Origin of the sequence: Neobacillus paridis (assembly GCF_016765675.1) — a bacterium.
GTDB lineage: Bacteria > Bacillota > Bacilli > Bacillales > Cytobacillaceae > Neobacillus > Neobacillus paridis.
Window position 1 is genome coordinate 54,093 of the sequence record NZ_JAESWB010000045.1, and the last position, 24,786, is coordinate 78,878.

At 39.5% G+C, this 24,786-nt stretch carries 21 protein-coding genes; 6 read left to right on the forward strand and 15 right to left on the reverse strand.

The features are described from left to right. Positions 1 to 113 precede the first annotated feature (113 nt). The 3 genes from JK635_RS04665 to JK635_RS04675 all read right to left on the reverse strand — a co-directional run bounded on the left by JK635_RS04665 (position 114) and on the right by JK635_RS04675 (position 3,053). Positions 114 to 602, reverse strand: a complete 489-nt coding sequence (locus JK635_RS04665) for a prolyl-tRNA synthetase associated domain-containing protein (protein WP_202652827.1) — start codon at positions 600 to 602, stop codon at positions 114 to 116. Positions 603 to 807: 205 nt separating this feature from the next. Further along, positions 808 to 2,172 (reverse strand): FAD-binding oxidoreductase, encoded by a 1,365-nt coding sequence (locus JK635_RS04670; RefSeq protein WP_202652968.1) that lies wholly within the window; start codon positions 2,170 to 2,172, stop codon positions 808 to 810. Positions 2,173 to 2,345: 173 nt separating this feature from the next. Beyond that, positions 2,346 to 3,053, reverse strand: coding sequence for an MOSC domain-containing protein (locus JK635_RS04675; RefSeq protein ID WP_202652828.1), 708 nt, complete (start codon positions 3,051 to 3,053; stop codon positions 2,346 to 2,348). Positions 3,054 to 3,285: 232 nt separating this feature from the next. Here JK635_RS04675 and JK635_RS04680 point away from each other — a divergent pair, with 232 nt between their 5' ends. Then, positions 3,286 to 3,873 carry a M15 family metallopeptidase gene (locus JK635_RS04680; protein WP_438803819.1) on the forward strand — a complete coding sequence of 196 codons (588 nt, stop codon included), beginning with the start codon at positions 3,286 to 3,288 and terminating at the stop codon, positions 3,871 to 3,873. A 154-nt stretch (positions 3,874 to 4,027) separates the two neighbouring features. Continuing rightward, a complete protein-coding gene (locus JK635_RS04685) occupies positions 4,028 to 4,618 on the forward strand; it encodes a guanylate kinase (protein WP_202652829.1) in 591 nt (196 codons plus the stop codon). Positions 4,619 to 4,969: 351 nt separating this feature from the next. Here JK635_RS04685 and JK635_RS04690 read toward each other — a convergent pair whose 3' ends face one another. From JK635_RS04690 to JK635_RS04705, 5 genes are all read right to left on the reverse strand, one after another. Further along, positions 4,970 to 5,800: a pentapeptide repeat-containing protein gene (locus JK635_RS04690; RefSeq protein WP_202652830.1), complete on the reverse strand. Its 831-nt coding sequence runs from the start codon at positions 5,798 to 5,800 to the stop codon at positions 4,970 to 4,972. A gap of 81 nt (positions 5,801 to 5,881) precedes the next feature. Next, on the reverse strand, positions 5,882 to 9,070 hold the full coding sequence (locus JK635_RS04695; protein WP_202652831.1) for a DEAD/DEAH box helicase: 3,189 nt from the start codon (positions 9,068 to 9,070) through the stop codon (positions 5,882 to 5,884). A gap of 266 nt (positions 9,071 to 9,336) precedes the next feature. Next, positions 9,337 to 9,597: an Rpn/YhgA-type helix-turn-helix domain-containing protein gene (locus JK635_RS24110; RefSeq protein ID WP_235887884.1), complete on the reverse strand. Its 261-nt coding sequence runs from the start codon at positions 9,595 to 9,597 to the stop codon at positions 9,337 to 9,339. Between the two features lie 19 nt (positions 9,598 to 9,616). Beyond that, entirely contained in the window at positions 9,617 to 10,048 is a 432-nt protein-coding gene (locus JK635_RS24115; RefSeq protein ID WP_235887885.1) for an RpnC/YadD family protein, read from the reverse strand. A 385-nt stretch (positions 10,049 to 10,433) separates the two neighbouring features. Continuing rightward, entirely contained in the window at positions 10,434 to 11,870 is a 1,437-nt protein-coding gene (locus JK635_RS04705; protein WP_235887902.1) for an amino acid permease, read from the reverse strand. Positions 11,871 to 12,339: 469 nt separating this feature from the next. Between JK635_RS04705 and JK635_RS04710 the strand changes: the two genes are divergently transcribed. Beyond that, entirely contained in the window at positions 12,340 to 13,728 is a 1,389-nt protein-coding gene (locus tag JK635_RS04710; protein WP_202652832.1) for a sigma-54 interaction domain-containing protein, read from the forward strand. Between the two features lie 264 nt (positions 13,729 to 13,992). On the opposite strand, the gene JK635_RS04715 is transcribed toward JK635_RS04710, so the two are convergent. From JK635_RS04715 to JK635_RS04725, 3 genes are all read right to left on the reverse strand, one after another. After that, positions 13,993 to 14,823, reverse strand: coding sequence for an MBL fold metallo-hydrolase (locus JK635_RS04715; protein WP_202652833.1), 831 nt, complete (start codon positions 14,821 to 14,823; stop codon positions 13,993 to 13,995). A gap of 278 nt (positions 14,824 to 15,101) precedes the next feature. After that, entirely contained in the window at positions 15,102 to 15,908 is an 807-nt protein-coding gene (locus JK635_RS04720) for a glycosyltransferase family 8 protein (RefSeq protein ID WP_202652834.1), read from the reverse strand. Positions 15,909 to 16,048: 140 nt separating this feature from the next. After that, a complete protein-coding gene (locus tag JK635_RS04725) occupies positions 16,049 to 16,375 on the reverse strand; it encodes a hypothetical protein (protein WP_202652835.1) in 327 nt (108 codons plus the stop codon). Between the two features lie 488 nt (positions 16,376 to 16,863). Here JK635_RS04725 and JK635_RS04730 point away from each other — a divergent pair, with 488 nt between their 5' ends. Both JK635_RS04730 and JK635_RS04735 read left to right on the forward strand, forming a co-directional pair. Next, entirely contained in the window at positions 16,864 to 17,430 is a 567-nt protein-coding gene (locus JK635_RS04730; protein WP_202652836.1) for a nucleotidyltransferase family protein, read from the forward strand. Positions 17,431 to 17,611: 181 nt separating this feature from the next. Continuing rightward, positions 17,612 to 17,842, forward strand: a complete 231-nt coding sequence (locus JK635_RS04735) for a glutaredoxin family protein (protein WP_202652837.1) — start codon at positions 17,612 to 17,614, stop codon at positions 17,840 to 17,842. 250 nt (positions 17,843 to 18,092) lie between these two features. Here the strand turns inward: JK635_RS04735 and JK635_RS04740 are convergent, their stop codons facing one another. From JK635_RS04740 to JK635_RS04750, 3 genes are all read right to left on the reverse strand, one after another. Next, the gene (locus JK635_RS04740; protein WP_202652838.1) at positions 18,093 to 18,644 is read right to left on the reverse strand and encodes a GNAT family N-acetyltransferase; all 552 of its coding nucleotides are present in this window, start codon (positions 18,642 to 18,644) and stop codon (positions 18,093 to 18,095) included. Positions 18,645 to 18,843: 199 nt separating this feature from the next. Next, entirely contained in the window at positions 18,844 to 21,996 is a 3,153-nt protein-coding gene (locus tag JK635_RS04745; RefSeq protein WP_202652839.1) for a DEAD/DEAH box helicase, read from the reverse strand. 138 nt (positions 21,997 to 22,134) lie between these two features. Further along, positions 22,135 to 22,581, reverse strand: coding sequence for a YaiI/YqxD family protein (locus tag JK635_RS04750; RefSeq protein WP_202652840.1), 447 nt, complete (start codon positions 22,579 to 22,581; stop codon positions 22,135 to 22,137). 151 nt (positions 22,582 to 22,732) lie between these two features. Here JK635_RS04750 and JK635_RS04755 point away from each other — a divergent pair, with 151 nt between their 5' ends. Beyond that, positions 22,733 to 23,488: a class I SAM-dependent methyltransferase gene (locus tag JK635_RS04755; RefSeq protein WP_202652841.1), complete on the forward strand. Its 756-nt coding sequence runs from the start codon at positions 22,733 to 22,735 to the stop codon at positions 23,486 to 23,488. A gap of 147 nt (positions 23,489 to 23,635) precedes the next feature. On the opposite strand, the gene hprK is transcribed toward JK635_RS04755, so the two are convergent. Beyond that, entirely contained in the window at positions 23,636 to 24,571 is a 936-nt protein-coding gene (gene hprK, locus JK635_RS04760) for an HPr(Ser) kinase/phosphatase (RefSeq protein WP_202652971.1), read from the reverse strand. Positions 24,572 to 24,786 lie beyond the last annotated feature (215 nt).

Here is a 24,786-nt window from a genome sequence, read left to right on the forward strand (position 1 = left end):
CGTTGTCTCCTCATCCTCTTTTCTATGATTCTAGTTTATCACTTTTTTTATCATAAACGTTACATGGCTCTGTTTTGCTGGATACTCCCATTTTTTTTATTAGAATCCGATGATTACAACTCCAAAATGGTATATTCGTAGCCTAACACCAGTAAGAATTTATACATATCTTCTATTGATATAAAAATTGTCTTTGTACTGTCATTTGGAGAAAAACTTATATATTTTTCGGATAGCATCTCGTTATCTAAGTAAACCTTTATATCATGATCAGTATTATTCAGCAATCCAAAGACCGAAACGATGCCGGGGATTAATCCCATTTTTTCCATTAATCTTTCCGGCGAACAAAAGCTGAGCCGTTTTTCACCAACCATTTCCGCCAGTTTCTCCATGTCGAGCCGTTTGGCATCATCCATAATAACTAAATAATAGGCTGTCTTCTTTTTATTGCACAGTAAGAGTGTTTTGGTCCGCACCCCTTCCTTGCCAACAATATAACTGTCTGCTTCCTCTGTTGTAAAAGCTGGCGGATGCTCCACTACGTCATAGGGAATATTCATTTTATTTAGTGCATCATAAACAAGCTGATACTGTTCCATCTCGATCTCCTCTAAACTTTAAGCTTTATGTTACTTTGTTTCCAAAAATATTCAAGTTCAATCAAAAAGTTATGATATACTTCCTTCATGGCAACCAGTGCAGCAGCGTTATTGCCTTTCTATTGATTTTTTCTAGCGTCACCATGCTTTTATTGCAAAAAGAAGCGTACTTTTTTAAAAGCCGCCTCAATTCTTTTAAATGATATCAGTCTGTAAGCTTCATAATCTTATTCGGGTTCAAAAGGTTATCCGGGTCCAGAGCCCGTTTAATCTTTTCCATCACCATTAAGGCTGCTCCGTGTTCTTTCTCCTGATATTTTTGTTTACCAACGCCAACACCGTGCTCGCCTGTGCACGTTCCACCGCGCTCGAGTGCATATAATACAATCGATTCATTAAATTTGTCTGCCTTTTTGATTTCCTCTTGGCTCGTCACATCAATCATTAACAATGCATGAAAATTACCGTCACCTACATGGCCGACAATTCCACCTGGAAGCCCAAATTTTTCAAGTTCCTCCCGTGCATGTTCAATCGCTCCTGCCAACTCGGAAATCGGCAGACAAACATCCGTTACCATTAGTTTTTTGCCCGGATAGCCGTGAATATAGGCATAAGCTAAATTATGGCGAGCTTCCCATAATCGATTAAGTTCCGCCTGATCGGTCTCAAATTCAATGCCTTGACAACGATAGTCAGCGACAATTTCTTTCATAAATTCAACATCTTGCTTGAGTCCGGCCTCATTTCCATGGAATTCCATGAATAAGGTTGGTACTTCTTGATAATCTGTTTCGCTGAATAAATTGGCTTGTTTCATCGACTGTTCGTCTATAAGCTCAACCCTGGCAATTGGTATTCCTGCAGATAATATCCCAACCACTGCAGAAACGGCATCGTGAACCGTTGGGAAGGAGGCCCTGGCAGCCATTACGTATTCCGGTATCCCATAGACTCGCAGTGTTAATTCGGTAAAGCAGCCAAGCGTGCCTTCAGAGCCGACAAATAGACCGTTTAAATGAAGACCTGATGATGATTTTGCCGCTAAATTTCCTGTATGGATGACCGTTCCGTCTCCCAGCACAACCTCCAAATCCCGGACTTGATCACGCATCACTCCATACCTGACAGAGGTGGTTCCGCTGGCATTGGTGGCTGCCATGCCTCCCAGGGTTGCATCCGCCCCCGGATCGACGGAGAAAAACAGGCCATATTTCTTCAATTCTTTATTTAACTGCGTTCGGGTAACTCCAGGCTGGACTTTTACAAGAAAATCCTCTTCCTTTATCTCTAAAACCTTATTCATTAAGGAAAAATCAATCGTAATCCCTTTGTTATACGGAATCACGTGGCCTTCTAGGCTTGACCCTCTGCCAAACGGAACAACCGGCACTTTGTATTGATAGGCTAATTTCATAATTTTAGAGACTTCTTCAGTCGTCATTGGAAAAACCACGATGTCTGGTAAGCTAGGAGTATGATATGATTCATCTTTACTATGCTGTTGTAAAATCGTTTGGTTGGTCGATACTTGTTCCGGGGATAGGATATTTTTGAGAGCCTTAAGCATTTCTTCTGTTCCTGCCAAAATAACTTCACCTGTTTCATTTTTTTAACTACATTTTCCTACTATTCGGAAATTTGTCAAACATTATCATTTAAAACCATTTACGTATTGTTTTGCCCCCCTCTATCAATATCTTCTTTTCCTATTGGATTTCACGGACAAAATCAAGACAGCAGTCATTCATTTGGTCCAAATACACGTTTCCTAATATCCAAGGCCCCACCAGTTTTCAGCCGTTTTTCCAGCGTATCCCGGAAGCCTGATGACAGCAGATCGCACTCCGCCAACTCTTTCATTAACTTCAAATCCGGTTTTTTCGCATGGACAATCTCATTGCATTTTTGAATCGTCCAGTTCGGATACGGCCGGTCAATTAAAGTGAAGGTTTGTCCTTCTTGAACCTGCCCCTCCTTCAACACGCGAAAATACCAGCCGGTTCTGCCAGTATTCTGCAACAGCAGTGCCAATGTTTTTACTTGAAAGCGACGCGCCGGTTTCCAGCATGGCTGCCGCGGCTGAGATACCTGAACAACTGCATCACCAATTTGCAAGGTATCTCCAACAGAAATCGCATCCTCCAAGACATGCTCCATCACAAAATTTTCTCCCATACCACCAGCTGTGATTTCAGGCAAGTCCAGTTCCTTTTGCCAATACAAATAGTTTTCATATGAATACGCAAATACGGCTTTTTCCGGTCCGCCATGGTGCTTCTTATCTGCCTGGTCATCACCAGTTAAACCTATTTTGCTGACCCAAACAGCCCCTTGAACCGGCTCCTTAAAAATCGCACTCGTCCACTCACGATCCATGACATTTGCGGCGTCTTTTCTCCCGACTGTTTTTGGCGCGCCGACAAAAACTTGTTTTAATAAAATATCCATTTTCCTACTCCTCAATTATGACCTTTTACAAAATATTATCAATCTTGTAGAACTTCTCTGCAACCATTTCTTATCTAACTCTTTACAAGATAAGGGAATTTTCATGCAATGGCTTCATTTTGGCCGAATTGAAATCTCGCTTGGCTAACCAAGCGTTAAAATGATGAAACCATTAAGCTATATTTTTCGTCTAAGAAAGTAAGGATTATAGATGCGAAAGGACTAGAAAGTTTTGAATCGAAAAAGAATGGGCAGCACTGTTTATATCCTTATGGTCCTGGTGATAGTATTTTTCTTTATAAAAGCATCCGGTTTTTTTTCCGATCCAAACATAGATCATTCTGTACCATTACCGACGAAGCTAAATCCAGTTGTGGAGGAACAAAGCCAAAACTTAATCCAGCAAGCGGCGAAAAAAGGAATTAGGGTCGTGATCACGGATGGTTTCCGTAGTGTAGAGGATCAAGACTCGCTTTATGCAAAAGGAAGAACGGCAGCAGGAGAAGTAGTGACCTATGCAAAAGGGGGAGAATCATATCACAATTTTGGATTGGCGGTTGATTTTGCCTTGAAGACATCCTCTGGCAGTATCATTTGGGATCGGCAATATGATGGAAATAAAAATGGAAAACCGGATTGGAACGAGGTTGTCCAAATAGCCAAAACTTTAGGGTTTGAATGGGGCGGTGACTGGGCGCAGTTTAAAGATTATCCCCATTTACAGATGGATTTTGGCTTGACAATTGCTGATTTACAAAAGGGAAAAAGACCTCCTAAAGAGGGGGCTGCATTAACAGCGGATTCGGATCAAACTAATTAGTTTAGAAATTTAGTAAATTTATCATGTAAAACCATATATTCCTATTATAACGAAATTCTGATATAATAGTAGTTATCCCCTTTATTTCCATATTCATCCCACAAGGAATAGGGTCATCTTATTATTCTCATTACACTAAAAAGGAGGAAAATCTATGTACAAAATCAAAGGAAAACAGAAAATTTTCGTTTACACTGGTCCCGATGGCTCAGGAAGAAAGACAATTGCCAAAATGGCTGCAACCGCATTTGATATGGAAACCGTTCTCTCTTATACCACCCGTTCTCCCCGCCATTATGAAAAGGATGGCGAAGATTATCACTTCGTTTCCGAAGAAACCTTCAAACAGATGGAAGCAAACCAGGAATTTCTTGAAAGCGTTGAGATTGATGGCATTCACTACGGTATTCGCGAGCAGGATATTGCTGATGCATTCCAAAACCATGAACTAATTTATTTAACCTTGAATCCGGAAGGTGCGGAAAAATTAAAAACAATGTATGGCGAGAGTATCATCCGCATTTTTGTCTACGCAGATCGGGATACCGTTATTCAAAGACAGCGTGAACGGCAAGATTCCGAGGAAGTCATTAAGCGTCATATGAGCCATTATGACGAAACCATGGATTATAAAAACAGCTGTGAGCATGCCTTCGAAAATTTTGACTCCCCACAGGTTGCTTATCAGGTTAGTGAGCTAATTGAATCCTATTTGGATCGTAATCTTACTGTTACAGATTATTAAATACAATTAAGGCGACGGGTGCATGACACCAGTCGCCTTTTTACTGAAAAATTTTTAAAAATTTGTCTCTATTATTTAACTGATGATTAACAACTAGTTCATATTTTATTAATAATCGACCACTATACTTCAGGGTAGTGGGGATAGCACGGGTGGCTATCATGGTATTTGGCGTAGGCGGAGCCAATACTGCATGTTACGAAATATTTGTTATAAAAAATTGCTACACTTTTTTTGCTGATCAACACTAATTGTGACAATACCTACAGTTTTTGGGATCGATATCTACACTATTTGGGACGATATCAACAATTTTTAGGTGGGCGCCTACACTATTTGTGCCGGCATTATTTAGGAAGTCTCCAACCAATGTGCCGGCATTGTGATGGAAGGAGGTAATTTCGTATGATGGTCGCCCTTAGCCGCGTTCATTTGTGCTTGTGTAAGAAAGATACTCCCCCTTAGGTCTGCCCCGCTAACATCAGCTCCTCTAAAATCAACACCAATCAGATCGGTCATTCTCATATCAGTTTTTCTAAGATCGGCCGCAATCAGCAACGTACCGCGTAAATTGGCGCCGCGCAAGTCGGCTCCTGTTAATTTGGCGCCGATTAAATCTCTTCCCCGTTTAATATTTTTCGGTGGGACCTTCGCACGAACAAGTTCACTTGTCTTTATTAGCAACTCATTTACTTTCGTCCGATGAGACGACACATTAATCTCTTTGATCGATTCAGCAGATAGATTCGTAAGGCTCTCCGTTTCTTCTAGCGCCTCCTGTAATTTTGGATAAATTGGTTCGGTTTCTTCCCTGCTCAGGGCTTCATTTAAATAATAAAGCATTTCGTGAAGCTGCTGCATAATCGGAAAGACCGCAAACATCTCCTCCGCTAGTCCGGGATGTTTCCGCCAATCATTGCCATGAAAAGTGACTTGTGATACTTTTTGTCCGGCACCAAAACATTCGTAGGCGACACAGCCTTGAAACCCTTTTTTTCTAAGATGTTGATGGATGCCGCAGCGAAAGTTGGATTGCAGATGAGGGCAGGAAGTCCCGCCCTCTTTATCAAAGGCAAAGTCAGCAGATTTTGCGTAAGGCAGTGCAACACAGCATAAAGCAAAACAATTTTCACAATCAGAACGATATTCTTTTGGAACTCTATTATTGACTGATGCAGGCATTTCTTTCACATCCTTTTTATTGTTGGTTAGCATGTCCAGGTGAACGGGCTCCGTCCGACACCTCAATCTCTTTATTAGTAATCATACCATCAGGATCTCGCGAAGATCTTCTTCTGTCAGAGTAGACATCATTTTCTCATCCGAATCAATGATTTCTTTGATAAGATGCCTTTTCTTGTCCTGCAGTTTATTCATTTTTTCTTCAATGGTCCCATGGGCCACCAGCTTGATCACCTGGACGGGATTTTTCTGGCCGATTCGATGGGCGCGGTCAGCAGCTTGTTCCTCGACAGCAGGATTCCACCATGTGTCATATAAAATGACAGTATCGGCCCCCATTAGGTTTAATCCAGCCCCACCCGCTTTCAAGGAAATCAGGAATAAATTTCGCTCCCCCCGGTTAAACCGATCACAAATTTTCACTCGCTCTTCTGCTGGTGTCTGCCCATCTAGGTAAAAGTAAGACATCCCTTGTCTCATGAACGCCCTGCCAATTAAATCAAGCATTTTCGTAAACTGTGAAAAAATTAATACCCGTCTATCGGACAGCCTTGCTTCTTTCACAATCCGCAGCAGCTGTTCAAATTTTGCCGACCTCCCTTTATAGCCATCGACAAACAAGCCAGGATGGCAGCAGATTTGCCGCAAACGGGTTAAACCTGCCAAAATTCTAATCCGGTTTTTCCGGATGGTATCCTTGTCAAGATGCTTTAAGGTATCATGCCGTAGTTTTGCCAAATACGCTGCATAAAGCCTTTTCTGCTCAGGAAGCAGTTCCACTGTTTCCAGTGAATCTATTTTTTCCGGCAGCTCAGACAGAACATCCTTCTTCATTCGCCGCAGCAAAAACGGGCGGATTCTGCGGGCAATTTGTTTTCTCGATAGCTTACTGTAATCCTTCAAGCCCCGGAAAATCTCCGGAAAAACAACGTGAAATATCGACCAGAGCTCCTCTGAGGAATTTTCCAGCGGTGTACCGGTAAGAGCAAAACGATGGCGGGCGTTTACTTTTTTTACGGCCCGTGCTGTTTGCGTTAACGGATTCTTGAAGGCTTGCGCCTCATCAAAAAATACGGTATGGAATGTTTGTTCTTCAAACCAATTGATTTCCCGCCGTAGTAATGGATAAGAGATGATGACTACATCGACACCCGTTAATTTTTGCAGTCGCTTGGTCCGTTCCTCTTTTGTCCCATCAATGACCACCGCACCCAGCTCATAACCGACAAATTTCCTGAATTCGCTGAGCCAGTTATAGGTTAATGATGAAGGGCAAACAATCAAGGCTGGCAGCTTTTCTTTTCGTATCTCCGGCAGAACAGAGACGATAAAAGTAAGACTCTGAAGTGTTTTTCCTAGTCCCATCTCATCCGCTAAAATTCCGCCAAAACGATAATGAGCCAGCGTTTTCAGCCAATTAAACCCAACTTTTTGATAATCCTTAAGGATCGGGTCTAACCTATTAGGTATCTCAAATACCAAGCTCCCGGGATGATGAAGATTCTCGAGAAATTGCCGGAATAATTCCTCTAATGCAAAGGAGTCGCTTACCTCCACGGTATCAAGCAGCTGCAGACATTGTTCCATGGGTAAATCCAGGCCATTTATTAAATCCTTATGGACAACATATGGTGATTGCAGGAAACGCTGAATTTCCTCAAACTCTCTTGTCTCGAGGGAAAACAGTGAACCATTCGGTAATCGGTAATATTTCCGTTTCTCCTCCAACGCTGCCAGCACGTCACGAATTTGCTGTTCATTAATACCATCCATGGTAAACTTGAATTCCAACCAATTGGTCCGTTCCTTTTTAAGCTTCACCCTTATCTTTGGGAACAGATTGCCTCTGAATATTCGATTTCTAACGGCGGTCGTCGCATAAATTTGAACCTTTTTTTCCAGTTTGGGTAGGACATGATGCAGGAACTCATATTCCAGTTCTTCATTATGAAGGAAAAAGCCACTATCCGTTTTGGTAAATGAGCTGTCCTCCATCATTCTTAGAATATCGTCTTCCTTTTCAATATCTCGGATGATGAATGAGCCATCAGGAAGTTCCCTGCCTTCCAAGGGATTGATGACCCAATTTTCATAGTGAAACTCAAGGCCGGCAAAAAGACGGTTTCTGACACGGTCCAAGTAAAGCTTAGCTTTCAGAGGCGTGCTCATCAGCTGCTTCCTGACCGATTCCGAAAAATAGACCTGACCGAGCCTCTTTAGGCCTGGTATCACTTTTTCCAGAAAAAATGGTATTTTCTCTTGGGAAATCGGCACTTCGTTTGTACCGGAATCTGCGAGCATCTGTTTTAGCTCGATAAGCCTCCCACAGTCTTGAGCTTCTAATTTTTTTAGTTTTCCTGCAAATAAAACGGAACTATAGGAGGCGAGAACCAATAGCCTGTCAAAGCCGTCGACTCGCAGTCGATAACCGGCCCCTTCTTTTTCAAAAAAATGAAATTGTAATGGCAGTGATTCCTCTGTAACCTGTAAGCCATTAAAGACTTGTCCAGCATATTTCAGCTTCACGTGCGGTGTCTTTTGCAACAAAGGCAGAAGCCGGTGCCAAGAGGTCGCTGGAATGAGGAGGATTTGATTATTTACATTGTTTTGCGCTGTCACACCATACACTTTTTCATCCTGAACCACCTGACTCAGCAGACGAATCACAGCGTCGGTTTCAGGTTGAAAGCATTGCAGACTGGGGTCGTATGTCATTGTCTCGGATAGTTTGATCGTCTTTCCTTCTGTGATCTGTTCAAGAAAAAACCTTAAATGGCCCACTTTCTCTTTCCCGCCAAGGTTCAACTCAATTCCAAATAGATAGCTATCCTTGCCGGCAGAAACTGGTCTACATATCAATTCAACATCAAGGACAGTTCTTTTTTCAAAATGAAGCTGATGACCGCTGGAGCGCACTGGCTGATCATCAAAAAGTGACAATAGCCCCTCTGTCAGTTCCGACTTGGATAGATCCGGTGTGATGCCTTGCTGCCTGTAGTCATGAATGGCGATCAAAACAGCGGCAACGTGCTGACAAGCCTTATCAAAAGAAGCAAGCTTAGGACAGGTACATTCAGTATGAATCTCCCCAGTTGCACCCGCTTCAACTGTCACATGAAACTTTTCCTCTCCGATAACCGTTGCCCTGTACCGTTCTGGAAGATATTCTTCAAATGAAACCTTATTCGAATAATAAAAATAATCCCCTCTTTTGAAAGAGACAGTACCGCACATTTCTTTAATGCGTTTATGAGTTAAGCTTATATTCACTTGACAATCTCCTTCTTAAGCAAGATCTTATTGTATATTGTACATGTTTCCACCAGCTTTTTAAAACTTTTATTAGGCGTCTGTCCCCCACTTCTAATACTGGCTGTCAGGTGCTAAAAAAGGCGCCTGATACTCATATCAGGCACCTGATTCAAAGCTTATTTTAAATATGATTAGCAATTTCGTAGGCGTCCCAAATGCCATACATAATATTAGACACTTTGCGGGCGTCCCCTAAAAGGTAAACGGGCAGCAGGCACTAACTCCTATGTTTGTTTTCCTAATTCTTCAATTTCGGCATAATCTAGATTTGTAACTTTGGCGATAAATTCAATTGAGAATCCTTCTTTTAAAAGATTGAGGGCTATTTTCCGTTGTGCATCGTGTTCGCCTTTTTGCTGTCCTTCCTGTATTCCCTTCTTCATTCCCTCTTTCATTCCCTCCAATATTCCCCGTTCTCTCCATGAATTTGGTAATTTTAAAATTTGCTCCGATTCGTCCCGTTCTAATTGTTTAATCTCTTCCATCAGTTTTTTCTCCTCACTTTCATTTAAGGCTAAAAGGAAAGCTAATAGAAAAATCATTTCGTTCGACCCGCTTCTCATCATAGCTGAAAATCGCAATGGGAATGATTGGCTTTCTATACCTATTATAGAGTAAGCCAAAATAATGATACATTCTCTCATTGAAATCTGACTGACCGTAACTTTGTGGTTCTACATGAATGATAATGAGCGAATCCGTCCCTTTAACTTTGGCTTCAATGACGATATCCGCTCCCTTGCTTTCACCTTCAAAAAGATCTGTGAAAACCTCTTCTGACAGCGGTTTAATGAACGAAAAATCAATATAATGATGAACTTCCGGGAAAAAGGCTTCTAAAAATTCAGCGAAAAACGTGTGGATTAACTGCTTGAATAATTGATCGTGGTGAATATACTGACTGGGAGCATCTCGTACTAACATTTCTAAAGACATTTTAACACATCCTTCTTAATTGATTAAGAGGACTGTTCATAGATGTCTAACTGATGTTAGTATATCACAAAAACATTTAACGAACAAATGTTCTTATTGTTTAATATCATTTCCCTCCAATGTGCCCCATGTATTTGTATTTCCTTACCTTAAAAAATATCTACACTAATTGTGACAATATCTATATTTTTTTTGATTATCTCTACACAAATTGTGTCGATACCTACACGTAATAGCGGATATCTACATAAAATGAAGATATCTACAATTTGCACAAAAGGGAGCAGCAACGATACTTTATTCCAGCCATCCAAAATACATGACAGAAGCGAACAGCAGACACACTGTTCGCCAACGACCAATTAAAAGTCATAATTTTCAATAATTAGTTGATATTCAATTGACTGTCTGTCGTACCTTTTTTTGATTCGATTGTCTCCAAATGAATTTCAGCTGGATTATGAGCCAATCCTCGTTTATGATAAAAAACAAAGTAAGAGCCGATCACTAAGACGGTAAGGATGGAAGTTAGATAGAATTGTAATCGCATTGAATCGATAAAGGCTTGGGCAATAAAGATTGCAAATATGATGAGAATCGTGGCATGAGTTAAGTAGGGGAACAGCCACATTTTCACTTTCAGCATACCTGGATTTTCTTTTTCCCTTTTTCTTCGCAAAAGAAGATGGGAGATAGCGATGAATATATACATCACAATGGTCACTCCACCTGAACTATTAGCCAAAAAGGTGAATAATGTATCAGGCGAAATAAATTTAAACAAGGTGAATACATAAGCAAAAAATACACTAGCCGCTAAAGCCCAAATCGGCACCCCTCTTTTATTGACATTTGCAAGAAACTTCGGAGCGGATCCTTTTTTGGCCAGCGAGTACAGCATCCGGGAGCTTGTATACAGTCCTGAATTTAAAACAGAGAGCAATGAGATAAAAATCACCGCACTCATAATTTGGGCTGCAGCGGGAAGGCCTGCCATATCAAAGACGCTTGCAAACGGGCTCTTCAGTAGGTCTTTTGCCCCCGACGGAATCACCATAACCAGGACTGCTACAGAACCAACGAAGAAAAGCAGCAGCCGCCACACAACCGCGTTTATCGCTCTAATAATATTTTTTTCTGGATTTTCAGATTCACCAGCAGCAATGGCCGCTACTTCACTCCCTGAAAGCGAGAAGGTAATAAAAATCACACCAAGAATCACTGGAATCCAGCCGTGCGGCAAGAAGGTGCTTCCGGACGTTAAACTGGATAAACTTTGTGTTTCAACCCCGGGAACGAAACCAATAATGATTGCAGTACCAAGTCCAAGAAAAATAACAATCGCAGCTACTTTCATAAAAGCGAGCCAGTATTCAAATTCCCCATAGGTTTTCACAGAATAAATATTGGTAATTGTCATTAATATAGGAAATAATAGTGTTGCCAACCATGCAGGTATCGAAGGTAGCCAAGTATTCACCATCTCTCCGAGTAAAGTGGCCTCAATTGTCACAATAATAACCCAATTGAACCAATACAACCAGCCGATTGTATAGCCGGCCCATGGGCCGATAGCTTGATGTGCATAAGTTGAAAACGAGCCGCTGTCAGGATGTACGGCTGCCATCTCACCAAGCATCCGCATAATCAGAACGATGATCACCCCTGCTACGATATAAGACAACAGCGCTCCTGGTCCTGCAGACATAATCATGGTGCCGCTTCCTATAAACAGCCCCGCCCCAATCACTCCTCCAATCGAGATCATTGTGACATGCCTGTTTTTTAGACCATGTTTCAGTTCACTATTTTGATATTCCATTACTTCATCCCCCACTTTGAAGGTTTGATTTTTTTCCATCTCCTTTACTTCAGTCACCAGCCCATTAAAACTTCGCTGCTATTTTGTAAGCCCTTTCGTTTTTTTCAATCTCTCTCCTTTTCAATTAAATTAACAACATGAATATATTGTTTTATTAGCAAGATTCGTGCCAAAAAAATTAGTTGTTATTTCAGAATTTGTACACCAAGCAGGTAGAGTAACGATTCAATTTCGAATTAAATACAGTATTTATCAATTCATTTGTTGATTATTGATTCATTTCTAAATCAAATTATAATTATGGCCAAAAATATTTCCCCATGATTATGAAGAAACTTCGGAATCATCGCTTTTCACTTTCGGATGAAAAAAATGACTGGTTCGCTTACCAATTATCTAATTTCCGAATTATGTTATAATTGGGAATAGAAAATTAATTTTAGGAAGAATGTCAACAAAGGAGATTCCAATGTCCATTACAGAAAAGATATTAGAAAAAATTATCGAAACTTCCAATAACAACATCACCATTACAGATGGAGATGGCATTATTTTGTATACCAACCCTGAACATTGGTCGGTTTATACAGATGACCCCGAGCCATTTATTGGAGCGTCTATTTATGAACTGCAAAAGCAAGGAATTCTTTCACCTTCCATAACTGCTCTTGTGCTAAAAGAAAAATCGCCAATCCAAATTATGCAGCATACAAAAAAAGGCAAAATTATCATGTCAACTGCCTATCCCCTTTTCAATGAGAAGGGGGAAATTGTCCGCGTCATCAGCTATGCCATTGATCAAACGGAAATTAGCAACCTGCAGGAACAATATGAACAATTAGAAAGAAAATTAAAAGGCTATCAGGCGGAAGTAGAGGAATTGAGAGGAAAAGAAGAAACCCTATACCGAAGCAAGAAAATGGAACAAATTGCAAAGACTATTCGAAGGTTGGCAAACACAGATGCCACAGTATTAATGCTAGGCGAATCCGGCGTGGGAAAAAGTATGTTCGCCCGAAAACTCCACAACCTTAGCCACCGTAAAAATGAACCGTTTATCGAAGTGAATTGCAGCACCATTCCGCCCAGTTTATTTGAATCGGAAATGTTCGGTTATGAATCCGGCTCCTTTACAGGCGCTCAAAAACAAGGGTTAATCGAACAAGCCCGGAACGGTACTTTATTTTTAGATGAAATCGGAGAACTTCCTTTATCCATCCAGGCAAAGCTATTAAAAGTTTTACAAGAAAAAAAGTTTATCAGAATTGGCGGCTATAAAGAACGTTATGTCGATTTCAGGCTGGTCACAGCAACCAATAAAAATTTAGAAGAAATGGTCGAAAAAGGGGAATTCCGCCTTGATTTATATTACCGATTACATGTCATCCCGCTGCATATTCCTCCTTTACGGGAACGAAAGGAAGATATTTCTTTATTGATTGACCACCATATGAAACTATTAAACAGGAAATATGAAACCAAAAAAAAATTACACCCTTCCGTATATGAAATCCTCCTTACCTATAAATGGCCCGGAAATGTACGTGAGTTGGAAAATTTGATGGAGCGGCTCATCCTAACTACCGAGGACACCATCATCCGTCCGAATTCATTACCTTCCTACATTCTTAACTCAGAAGCAGCCGCAGATAATAGTACCGCCCTGATGAAACAATTTCTGATTGGGGAACATGATTTAAAAACCGTCATGGAGCGTGTGGAAAAATGGATGATCGAAAGAGCATACAAAGAATGTAAATCAACGTATGAAATGGCCAAATATCTTGGCATCAGCCAGCCTTCCGTTATCCGTAAACTAAAAAAATATAAGGAAATATTATCTTTAGAAAAGGTATAAAACAACAAATGGGGCTGTCTAGAAAGTCCATTTTTGAGTAATAAGCACCGAAAATAAAAACCCAAGAATGCCGTAAACGCTGTCGCATTAGTTCACGGTATAAGTTTAGCTCCTTTTCAAAAGCAGCCCATCCATGTAATCGTTAAAATTTCCAACACATTTTTAGCTGCCACTTCCTTGTGGCAAACGGGCATACTTATGAGAACAGGGCATACTAATTTTACCGTTCCCCGTTCTCATAAGCTTTTTTTCAGCAAGGAAGGATCAAAAAGTGAAAGACCTTTTATCTTGTTCCTGAAGAACCGAAGTAACAATATGGATAGAGCTCCACTCTCCCGACGAGAAATAGGAAATCGGGTATTTTTTCGGAAATAAAGTAACTGCGATTTCCTTTGACGGCATTCCCCTTCCGTGAAGATCAATGATTTTTCCCTGTAACTCCAGCAAATAGTCCAGCTTTCTTTCTAAAGCTGTACGCCCTCTCTTCAAGTAACCGGCATGACTGCAAAATACATCGCCAAAATCATAGGTCAAGACCTTTTTCAATGATTCAATAATGGTTGGAACACTTTCTTCGCGTAAAATCACTTTTGTCCGCTCTTGGCAGTATAAATCACCAGTAAACAGTTGCCCTGTTTCACGATTTAAAAAAGCTGCATGATCGATGGCATGCCCCGGAGTCTCGATAACATCCCAGACTGCATTGAGGGAGTTAAAGGTTTTTCCAATAGCTATTGCCCGGAATGGCTTCCTCCTGCCCCAAAATATTTTTCGATATAGTGGGTAATCAGCCTTCCTTCCGCAACATTCAATCATACGATGATTCATAAAAAGAGGAATTTGACGCTTTCGCTGCAGCATTTCTGCGCAACCGGTATGATCTTCATGATAGTGGGTGATAACGATTTGTTGGATATCCAGATTTTCAAAAAAAGGGGTAAATTCCTTTTCTAAAGACTTTGCAGCCGTATCGATTAAGACACCATCCAAGAAGAAGCAATGAACATTTAATTTAACACTTTTAAACTGAACGGTTCCGTTTCCCATTTGCACCCCATTAACTGTCGTTTGCGAAAAATTTTTCTTTAATAGCATGAAAAGCCCCCCACTGATTTCATTTGTTAAATTCTAACATACAGTGAATGATTATTCATTCATTTTTTTAGGTTAAATCCTATTAAAAAACAATTTAATTGAACATACATTGCATGTTTGATTAGGGGACCTTTCAATTAAAGAACATTTTCCCAGCCAAAAAGCTCGCTTGGCCTTAAGAGCATTGAGCGGATAAAAAAGTAAGGCAAACAGTTAGATTGTTCACCTTACCAATTAGATAAATAGTCATCATCATTTCCTTTCGGTTTCGCCCAAATTTATCCTAAAGCCAATTTTTCATAATGCTTGTATAAAGAATGAAACTTACCGCTATAGTTTTTTTGCCATGGTTTTTTCTTGCCGCAGAAGTGAAGAAATACGGTATTATGTATGATAAAATCCATATCACACTTGCCGCTGCTTTTGAGTTTGTAATAGTTGTAAAACCTTGCATCATAGTTGTAAATCGTTTCGTCCAAGGCCTTGATTTTTTTAGCATAGAGAGCATTCAAGATGTCTTGGTCCGGCATAATTAATCTTGCCCGGTTTTTTTCCACAAACTCATAAATTATCTTTTCATCTATCGTTTGTCTCTGGAGCTCAAGGTTCATTAAGAGAACGCCGGAATTGTAGTAAACATCTATTTCGTACGGCGTTAATCGCAACTTGTTAATTTCTTTTACAGAAATCTTGTCGTGGTAGGCGGCGGCAAACAAGTATTCCTCCATGTCCAGTTGATAAAGTTGTCTCACTGAATTAATGACTAAAATATCCGGGTCCAAATACAAAATACGGTCAAGCCGAGGTGGCAAAAACTTACATGCCAATAAACGGTAATACATTTCTTTCGTATAGTGAAGGAGCACCGGGGCCTCGTTGAAATGAGTGTCATCTACATGCACCTCTACTAATTGGCTACCGTGCTCATTAATAAATTGGTCTATTCTCTGAATCTCTTCTTGTTTTATGCTCGAGTGCATTAAATAGATTGTAAAGCTTTCATCATCGTTATTTAAAAAAAGGGATGTGAGCATGACCTTTAAAGGTTTCAGATAGTTAGAATTCAATGTGACAAGTATATTCATTTCACCAACAACTCCTAAGCCGATAAAACTCACCTTGTTTTCCAAACAAAGAAAATCAATACGATCACAACCCTATTATACACTTTTCCAGCAACGCCAACAGTGACTGGCCCTAGTCTCATTATTTTTTTATCGCAGCCTCACACGATATGAACCGCTGTTTTGCTATTTTCCTGTTGATTAGCCATGCGCTGTCTATGGATCAATTGATTTATTTTTTTCAACATAATGTTGTTCGTATCCTGACTGACAACGTAAAATCGATCGGTGAGCGGAGTGCTATCTTCATGGTTAAAGGTATCGAATTCTTCCTTGTGGTTGAGTTCAAATGTTTGCCATTCTCCAATATGGGACATTTCTTTTAAAGTTAAATATCTAAGCGTTTCCACTTTATAAACAAACACAATGTTCGGCTCAATTAAGAAATAAATAAACGGAAAGTAATCCTTCGACTTTATGATATTCATCCCCTTTTTCTGCTATAAAACTATGATAAAACATAAGGATATGATTTCCTAGTAGGTTATCAACAAGATAATTACTCAAAGGCGTCTGAAGCTGGTGGTATTCGCGAAGAATTCCAAATAAATTTTCGAAATAATTGAAAATACCACCAAAACAATTTGGATATTTATGTTAATATTATGATAGAAATTATGGGGAAATGCGCAATTCAGAGAAGTCAGATTCTATACTTAGCGAATTGTATTCTAAAATATTTGATAAAGGGGGTTTTATTATGCGTCCAAAGTGGTCAATATGGGGTTTGAAATAACCATTGTCGTGGGGTTATTTGAAGGAAATCGACCATCAAAAAATGAAAACTCCTCATAACAGGCCTTTTAATAAAAGCTTTCAGCAAGCTATGGGTGCTGTTATACGGGGAGATATTTAATCAAGTTCATCTGACATAGTATCACTAAGCTTATTACATTCTACGAGGAGCAATTTTCAAATGGAAATGAATGAGGAAAATATTATCTCACTTATTAAGGAAGATATTTGGATGATGGATATCTTGAAATCAGTAAAAACACTTAACTTGCCTGATTGGTGGGTTTGCGCCGGTTTTGTTCGTTCAAAAATATGGGATACATTACATCATTTCAGCGAGAGAACCCCTAATCCAGATATCGATGTCATTTATTTTGACCCAGCAAACATGGAGGAAGCGACGGAAAAGATCCTTGAGGAAAAACTCAGAACCTTAAACCCTCATATTCCTTGGTCGGTAAAAAACGAGGCCCGGATGCATATTAAAAATATGATCCCCCCTTATTTATCTTCTGTTGACGCGATATCAAAATTTCCGGAAACCGCTACAGCTTTAGGTGTTAAACTAGATGAAAAGGATCATGTTATTCTCACGGCCCCATGTGAAATTCATGATGTTGTCAATATGGAGGTAAAACCAACCCCATTTTTCACAGAAACTAAGGAACGGATCGACATTTACAAAGACCGAATTTCAAAAAAGAATTGGAGATCAATCTGGAGCAATTTAAATATTCACCATATCTAAGCTTCATATTAAGTAGTTTTAATGTCTTTATAAATGATACATTTTGCCTTGACTTATAGGGAAAAACTAAAATGCGACCCGGGAATTCTTTTTGCAAAAGAAGGGTTGATTATTTGAAATTTTACCGGAAATATTCATATAATACCCATATAGGTATTATTAATAAAAGGAGGCAGACGCAATGAACGATATTACAGTTTATTCAACCAATACTTGACCTTACTGCACTATGATGAAACAATTCCTTGAGGCTCAAGGATTAACCTACAAAGAAGTAAATGTGCAGTCAGACCCAATTGCCGCTCAAAAGCTGGTCCGGGAAACTGGACAAATGGGCGTACCGCAGACAAAGATAAATGGCCACTGGGTCCTCGGCTTTGACCCCGAAGAACTGATGAAATATGTAAAATAAGTTAGGTAAATGAAAACTCGCTGATTGGCGAGTCCTTAAGGACGAAGACAGAGGCGTAGTTGAATTTATGCGACATAAGAAAGCATAAAATTCGGAAAAATTTTATGCCTTCTTATTAGCCAAAAAAGGATTGACCTTTTTTAGCTTGCAGTCAACGTCTTGACTTTCTAGACGAGTCTGCAAGCTTTTTATATAATTTAGAAAAAATAGCATAAAAGTTGAGTGCCATCAGTACAGGAAAGATTTGTTGTTATGAAATATATTCTTTCCATTCGCTTGCTAACATCCCATAAACGACATGGTCAACATAATGATCATAGAGCCATTCTGCTTGCCTGATCATTCCTTCATTTACAAAACCTAATCTTTCAGGAACACTCCTGCTTTTTTTATTCTCCACAGCGGCTCTAATCTCTACCTTATTTAAATTCAGATGATTGAAAGCATAGTTGGTCAATGCTTTCGCCGCTTTGGTCATAATTCCCTTTCCTTGGTATTCTTCCCCCAACCAATAACCAATGTATGCGGTCTCATTTGACCAATTTATACTGTTGAAGCTTGCGACTCCAACGATCTCTCCTTTGTATAAAATAACGGTTGTCATACTTTTAGTTTCGGCATAACCTTTTAAACAGCCATGGATATACTCTTTTGTATCTTCTGCATTCTTGGTGAAGTCGAGCCAGGGCAGCCATTCTCTTAAATGCTTTCTTGATTTGTCTGTTAACTCAAAAACTCGTTCAGCATCTTTTAATTCAATTAATTTTAAGGAAACATCTTCGTCTATTTGATATAAAAACATAACCTCGCCCCTTATTTGAAATTTTTATAATTTTACCACAAAACTTTAAGATTTGTTTTAACAAGGTTCAACTTTTAAAAGAAAGAATAATTACATGTATGGAAATTTGGAATCTCTAAAGTGGACGCATGCAGATATCACAGCGGCTTAACAATTAATCAATGAATATGGGGGCTTATTTTACTGCCCCCGCTGATCACTAAAGAATATTCTTATTGGCCTTCGGAACAAGATAGGAAGGCATTTCCTCTCTCAGCCTCCAGACAAAGCTCATTGGCTTGCTGCCGGAATGGCTGATATAATCGGCTGTACCAAGGAACACAAACGGAGAAGTGTAGCCATTTTCTTTTTTATACTCCCTTACAAACAAGGCAATTTTATGGTTACGCTCTTTATGATGGATATATCGCTCTGCAGTCTTACTTCCCTCCGCCACCCGGCTTTGCGTTTGCCAATGGAACAGCCGATCATTAATCGCATAATCATCATATAGGGTTGACGGTGAAAAGTCCTTTTCCGATTTATTTAAGGTTATAAAAAAGATATCGAGATTTTTGTCTTCAAAGTGTTTAACCCCTTCCCGGAAAGCCGGGCTTTTCGTTTCATTATAATAATCCAAAGCAGCCAGCACTTGAGATGTATTGTAATTACAATGGACCCCCAATGGACAAGGAAAGTCAAAGTCATTTTCGAGCTCCATTGTTTCTAAAGATTCATAAAGATAATGTAAAATTTCTAAAATCTCTTCTCTAAATTCAGGCCGAGTTAATATTCTAATAATTCCTTTTTCAAGAGAGACGAACCCCTCCTTTGTTGGGTGGCTATTATAAAAGGAATAATAAAATATCCCAAGCATTAATTGATCTTCTTTATTGCGAATGGAACATTCTTTCATATACCTAATCATAAACTGAAGTAGCTTTTTCGAATTAATATGAAACAAATTAGGCAAACGCTTCGTTAACCATTTCTCGTCTGCAAACTCAAAGGTAGGCGCAACACCTGCCTCTACCTTCATCCTGCTGAAGCTGCGGTCACCATTTTTACCATAAAAATCGTAGATGGAAAGGTGATAATGATTTAAAAAGTTGGATAACGTTAATGAACGCCCCGTATCCTCCTCAAAATACTTCATTTTTGCAAGAAGATTCCCCTTTGTGTTGGTACTGGCTTTAATATTTCTTAAAATATATTCCTTTGCCCGTTTTTCCAACTGAAGGAAACAACCTTTTGGCAGGTGCACAAAACCGTTTTCTATATAGTGCTGCACGGAATGCTTCGTTTTACCAATTAATGCCCGAAACTTTTCCTCAAAATTATAATTTCGATGGGCTTGTCCAACAAAATCAAGGACCGTTAGGCACTCTTTTCCCTCTGCTAACCGCAATCCACGCCCTAGCTGTTGTAAAAAAACAGTCAAGCTCTCTGTTGGCCGTAAAAATAAAATTGTATTAACGTCAGGAATATCGACTCCTTCATTATAGAGGTCAACGACAAAAATAAACTTAATATCCCCTTGTAAAAGGTGGCGCTGTGCTTCCCTTCGTATTTTTGTGTCAACATTTCCATATAATGCTATCGAAGGAATATCCACCTTATTAAAGAAGTCAGCCATATACTTTGCGTGTTCAATAGAAACGCAGAAGCCAAGTCCTTTTACTTGTTCAACATCCGTTACATATTTATAAACACTTTTAACAACTTGACTGCTCCTAAGGTCATTGGAGGTATAAACATTCTCTAAATCTTTTATCCCGTAACCCCTTCGACTCCATTTTAATTTGGATAAATCAACCGTGTCAGTTACACAAAAATATTGAAATGGACTAAGCAGTTTGCGATTAATGGCCTCTGTTAAACGCATCTCGGCGGATATTGTATCATCAAAATAAGTTAAAATATTTTTTCCGTCCATCCGCTCAGGTGTTGCGGTTAGACCAAGGAGAATTTTTGGCTGATAATGATGAAGCAGCCTCTGATAAGACTCTGCCGCAGCATGATGAAATTCATCTATGATAATAAAATCATAGTAATCACTCGAAGTCATTTCATAGAGCCTTTTGCTATTAAAACTTTGAATGCTGACAAATAAGTGATCAAGTGATTGGGGTTGGTAGGTTCCAACTAACATTTCACCAAAGTTTGGATCTTTCAAAATAGCCCGAAAGGTATCGAGACTCTGCTTTAGGATTTCTTCACGGTGAGCTACAAACAAGAGCCTTGCAGACTTATTTTTATTCCAAAATCGCTTATAGTCAAACGCTGAAATGACAGTCTTTCCCACACCTGTTGCTGCAACAAGCAAATTCCGCATGCGTCCAAATACTTCTCGATCTACCTGAAGCTTTTCAAGTATTTCTTTTTGGTAGTAATACGGCTGGATATCGAAAATGAAGTAATGCTCATTCTCTTCTTTAATCTTACTTTTTGATAAAGCGTATTTTAAGGTCTCCTGATCCTGCTTATTACCATGGCTATACACTTTAAATTCATTGTCATTCCAGTAGCTTTCAAACGTAGCCTCAAACTTTCTTAGAATATCAAACGAGTCTTTTTCCGTGACTTTAATATTCCATTCCAAACCAGAAGTTAAAGCTGGATTCGATAAATTGGAGGATCCAATATAGGCTGTGCTAAAGCCTGTTTCCCTTTTAAAAAGATAGGCCTTTGCATGCAGTCTCGTTCGATCCACATCATAGGATATCTTGATTTCTGTATTGGGAAGCTGACTTAATTCCTGAATTGCTTTATAATCTGTCGCTTCCATATAGGAAGTAGTAATCACCCTAAGCTTATGATTCGGTTGATCGGTAAAAGTTCTAAGTTCCTCAATTATGCATCTTAGCCCACTCCACTTAATAAAGGATACAAGCATATCTATGGAATCAGCCGTTAAGATTTCTTTTTTTAACTCTCCCAGCATGTTTGGTTCATAATTAGATCCAGTAAAAAGTGAGCTTTGTGATAGTGGGGTAATGGGGCGGATCACATCACCTTTTCCAATACTTCGAACAGAATTAATTCTTGAATAGATGGAAGTCAGAATCTCTCCTTCTTCTTCAATCCTCAGCTGCCGGAACTCCTCTTCATCCAGTTGAACGCTTAAAGTCGAAATAATTTCATTACAGGTACGAATCTGATTGATTAACGCCTGCTCGTCATCGGCTTCATTTTCACGGACAAATTTAAGAGCCTTTCTGGTTACTTGAGATATGTATGATGACAATAATTTTCGTGCTTCCTCTACATCGATGCGTTCTTTCTCAATATTGTAGGTGTTAACATCTAATCCTGTAAGATCCTCTTTCAGCCTTTGGTTGATAATTTCCTCATAGATTCCTTGTTTTAGCATCAGCAAATACCTCAATTTTTCATGAAATAAATGGTATGAGTATCTCATTACCATTTTACAACATTTTACAACGAAGGAATCCTATAAAATGCAGTGAAAAAAACAGCAGTAAAATTCCTAAGTTTGTGAATTCCTTCATTAAATTGCTTGTGCAATTGCTATTTTAAAAACCTTCCTAAACTGCTCCCTGTCTTCCTGAGTAAAAGGCTTTGGTCCCTTGGTACGCTTGCCGCCTTTTCGGGCCATTGCACTTAAATATCGCGTGGTTAATAATTGGTCAATGTTCTCATTTGTATAGGTAAACCCTTTATGGTGAAGCACTAGGCAGCCTTTTGCCAAACCGAGCGATGCCAGTCCGTAATCCTGGGTTACAATAATATCTCCTGATTCTGCTAGCTTCATGATCCGATAATCGGCAGCATCTGCCCCGCTGTCGACATAAATAGTTTCCACCCCAGGAGGCTGTTCCGCATTCGAAAAATGCGAAAAACTCGTCACCAAAATGACAGGAATATCCTCCCTCACGGCTTCAGAAATGATAATGTCTTTAACTGGACAAGCATCTGCATCAACATAAATTTTCATTTTTCTCTCCTTTTTAAAAAAAAGCACTCCTAATATTAATATACTCAAGAAACCAACTTAATCCAATTTTTCATTTATCAATAGCCATGCAAGACCAATGAGAAAATAATGGTATAATTAGAACATTCATTACATTTAAAGGAGCGAAAAGATGAATAATCATTATACAGACATAAATTCATCGATAATTGATAGCTGGGTGGAAAACAATTGGAAATGGGGAGTACCTATTTCACATGAAACATATGAAAAAGCGTTACAGGGTGAGTGGAATGTCTTGCTTACACCGACAAAACCAGTTCCTAAATCGTGGTTTCCAGATTTTAAAGGACGGAAGATTTTGGGATTGGCTTCGGGCGGCGGACAACAAATGCCTATATTTTCAGCCTTAGGGGCAGAATGTACCATTATGGACTATTCACAAAAACAGTTAGATAGCGAATTATTGGTGGCTAGCCGTGAAGGCTATTCAATTAACATTGTTAAAGCTGATATGACACAACCTTTTCCTTTTGAAAAGGAGTCATTTGATTTAATTTTCCATCCTGTTTCGAACTGTTATATAGAGGATGTTTTCCACGTTTGGGAAGAATGTTTCAGGGTACTGAAAAAAGGGGGATTACTGATAGCTGGTTTGGATAATGGCGTAAACTATCTATTCGATGAAAATGAGACGGTCTTAACCTATCGGCTTCCCTTTAATCCCTTGAAAGATCCCGAACTGTACCAAGAGTGTTTAAATAAGGATCTCGGAATTCAATTTTCACATTCGATTGAAGAACAGATTGGTGGCCAGTTAAAGGCAGGTTTTATGTTGACTGACTTATATGAGGATACAAACGGAAGCGGCAGATTGCATGAGTATAATGTTCCCACCTTTATCGCCACCAGGGCAATTAAAAAATAAAATAGTAAAAATTAATCCGCCTTTCACAAGACGCACATAAAGAAAATGCTCAGGGAACTGAGCGTTTTTGTGTTAAAATGGCCGATTCAGTGAAAAAGCGAACAATACCAGCCATTGTTCGCTTTCATTTAAGTAAGATGATTAGAGTTATGATTTAGCAGAATTTGCAATATCGGCTTCGATTCTGCTCATAAAGTCTTCGACTGCACTGTATCCCTGCTGCCTTAAATACCAGTTATTCGCTGCAGCTTCGATTAATCCAGCTACATCTCGGCCGGGCTGGAGTTGAATTTCGAAGGACGGAACCTTCACACCCATATAATCAATATAGTGAGGTTCTTGTTCCAATTCGTTATTTAGATCATCCTTCTGCCATTTTGTCAGAAGAATATCAAGAGCAATCCGTGTTTCATCTTGAAACGCTTTGCGGCCGTATATCCGAACTACATTCAACAGTCCAATACTGCGAAGAGCCAGGAATTCCTTGTTTTTTTCATCATGCGTCCCAAGAATCGTTTGCGGACTCAGTTTCTTTAGAACCACGATATCGTCTGCGACCAAGCGGTGTCCGCGACGAATTAATGTATGGGCTGTCTCGCTTTTTCCAACGCCTGAATCGCCTCGAAGTAAGATTCCAATGCCGGATACATTCATACATACACCATGCACTGCTATTTCCGGTGCGAGTTCCTTCACCAAATAGGCATCTAATTTTTTGATAAACTCGGAAGTGATCTCAGTCCCGCTTGTTACCAGCAAAGGTATCCCCTGTTCATTGCAATGACGGCAAAGGTAGGAGAGTCCGCCTTCCCCTGCCGTGACAATAAAACATGGCGGATGATAGTAAACAATATTTTCTATTTGTGATTTCCGTTCCTCTTCGCTTAATGTATGTAAATAGGTTATTTCTTTTTTACCTAATATAAGAATTCGTCCGGATTGAAAAAAATCAAACTGCCCAATAAACTCCAGACCCGGGCGATGGACCTGTGAATGCGTTATCATTTTTTGGAGTTGATTTTCACCAGCCGCTACCTTAAATGAAAACTTTCGAACCAAGTCTTCGACTGTTATGCTTTTCACCATTTTCACCACCCTTGCAGCCTATTTAATTTGGATTATACTGAATAATCTTGAAATCGTCATCATTTAAGGTCGTGATGAACTTCTTGTTTTAGCAAAAAAATCATCGACACCATTCACTGGCACAGCGCCTATTCGCATTGGCGGCCTTTTCTATTTGGCTGTGTTATTCTTCGAAGAAGTTTCTGTAAATCTAAATTTCATAACCTGTTCAT

What these genes read in the sequence shown, in the direction of transcription:
- JK635_RS04665 (WP_202652827.1), bottom strand. Translation starts at nt 602, where the DNA reads ATGGAACAGTATCAGCTTGTTTATGATGCACTAAATAAAATGAATATT.
- JK635_RS04670 (WP_202652968.1), bottom strand. Translation starts at nt 2,172, where the DNA reads ATGCTTAAGGCTCTCAAAAATATCCTATCCCCGGAACAAGTATCGACC.
- JK635_RS04675 (WP_202652828.1), bottom strand. Translation starts at nt 3,053, where the DNA reads ATGGATATTTTATTAAAACAAGTTTTTGTCGGCGCGCCAAAAACAGTC.
- JK635_RS04685 (WP_202652829.1), top strand. Translation starts at nt 4,028, where the DNA reads ATGTACAAAATCAAAGGAAAACAGAAAATTTTCGTTTACACTGGTCCC.
- JK635_RS04690 (WP_202652830.1), bottom strand. Translation starts at nt 5,800, where the DNA reads ATGCCTGCATCAGTCAATAATAGAGTTCCAAAAGAATATCGTTCTGAT.
- JK635_RS24110 (WP_235887884.1), bottom strand. Translation starts at nt 9,597, where the DNA reads ATGGAAGAGATTAAACAATTAGAACGGGACGAATCGGAGCAAATTTTA.
- JK635_RS24115 (WP_235887885.1), bottom strand. Translation starts at nt 10,048, where the DNA reads ATGTCTTTAGAAATGTTAGTACGAGATGCTCCCAGTCAGTATATTCAC.
- JK635_RS04705 (WP_235887902.1), bottom strand. Translation starts at nt 11,870, where the DNA reads ATGGAATATCAAAATAGTGAACTGAAACATGGTCTAAAAAACAGGCAT.
- JK635_RS04710 (WP_202652832.1), top strand. Translation starts at nt 12,340, where the DNA reads ATGTCCATTACAGAAAAGATATTAGAAAAAATTATCGAAACTTCCAAT.
- JK635_RS04715 (WP_202652833.1), bottom strand. Translation starts at nt 14,823, where the DNA reads ATGCTATTAAAGAAAAATTTTTCGCAAACGACAGTTAATGGGGTGCAA.
- JK635_RS04720 (WP_202652834.1), bottom strand. Translation starts at nt 15,908, where the DNA reads ATGAATATACTTGTCACATTGAATTCTAACTATCTGAAACCTTTAAAG.
- JK635_RS04725 (WP_202652835.1), bottom strand. Translation starts at nt 16,375, where the DNA reads ATGAATATCATAAAGTCGAAGGATTACTTTCCGTTTATTTATTTCTTA.
- JK635_RS04730 (WP_202652836.1), top strand. Translation starts at nt 16,864, where the DNA reads ATGGAAATGAATGAGGAAAATATTATCTCACTTATTAAGGAAGATATT.
- JK635_RS04740 (WP_202652838.1), bottom strand. Translation starts at nt 18,644, where the DNA reads ATGTTTTTATATCAAATAGACGAAGATGTTTCCTTAAAATTAATTGAA.
- JK635_RS04745 (WP_202652839.1), bottom strand. Translation starts at nt 21,996, where the DNA reads ATGCTAAAACAAGGAATCTATGAGGAAATTATCAACCAAAGGCTGAAA.
- JK635_RS04750 (WP_202652840.1), bottom strand. Translation starts at nt 22,581, where the DNA reads ATGAAAATTTATGTTGATGCAGATGCTTGTCCAGTTAAAGACATTATC.
- JK635_RS04755 (WP_202652841.1), top strand. Translation starts at nt 22,733, where the DNA reads ATGAATAATCATTATACAGACATAAATTCATCGATAATTGATAGCTGG.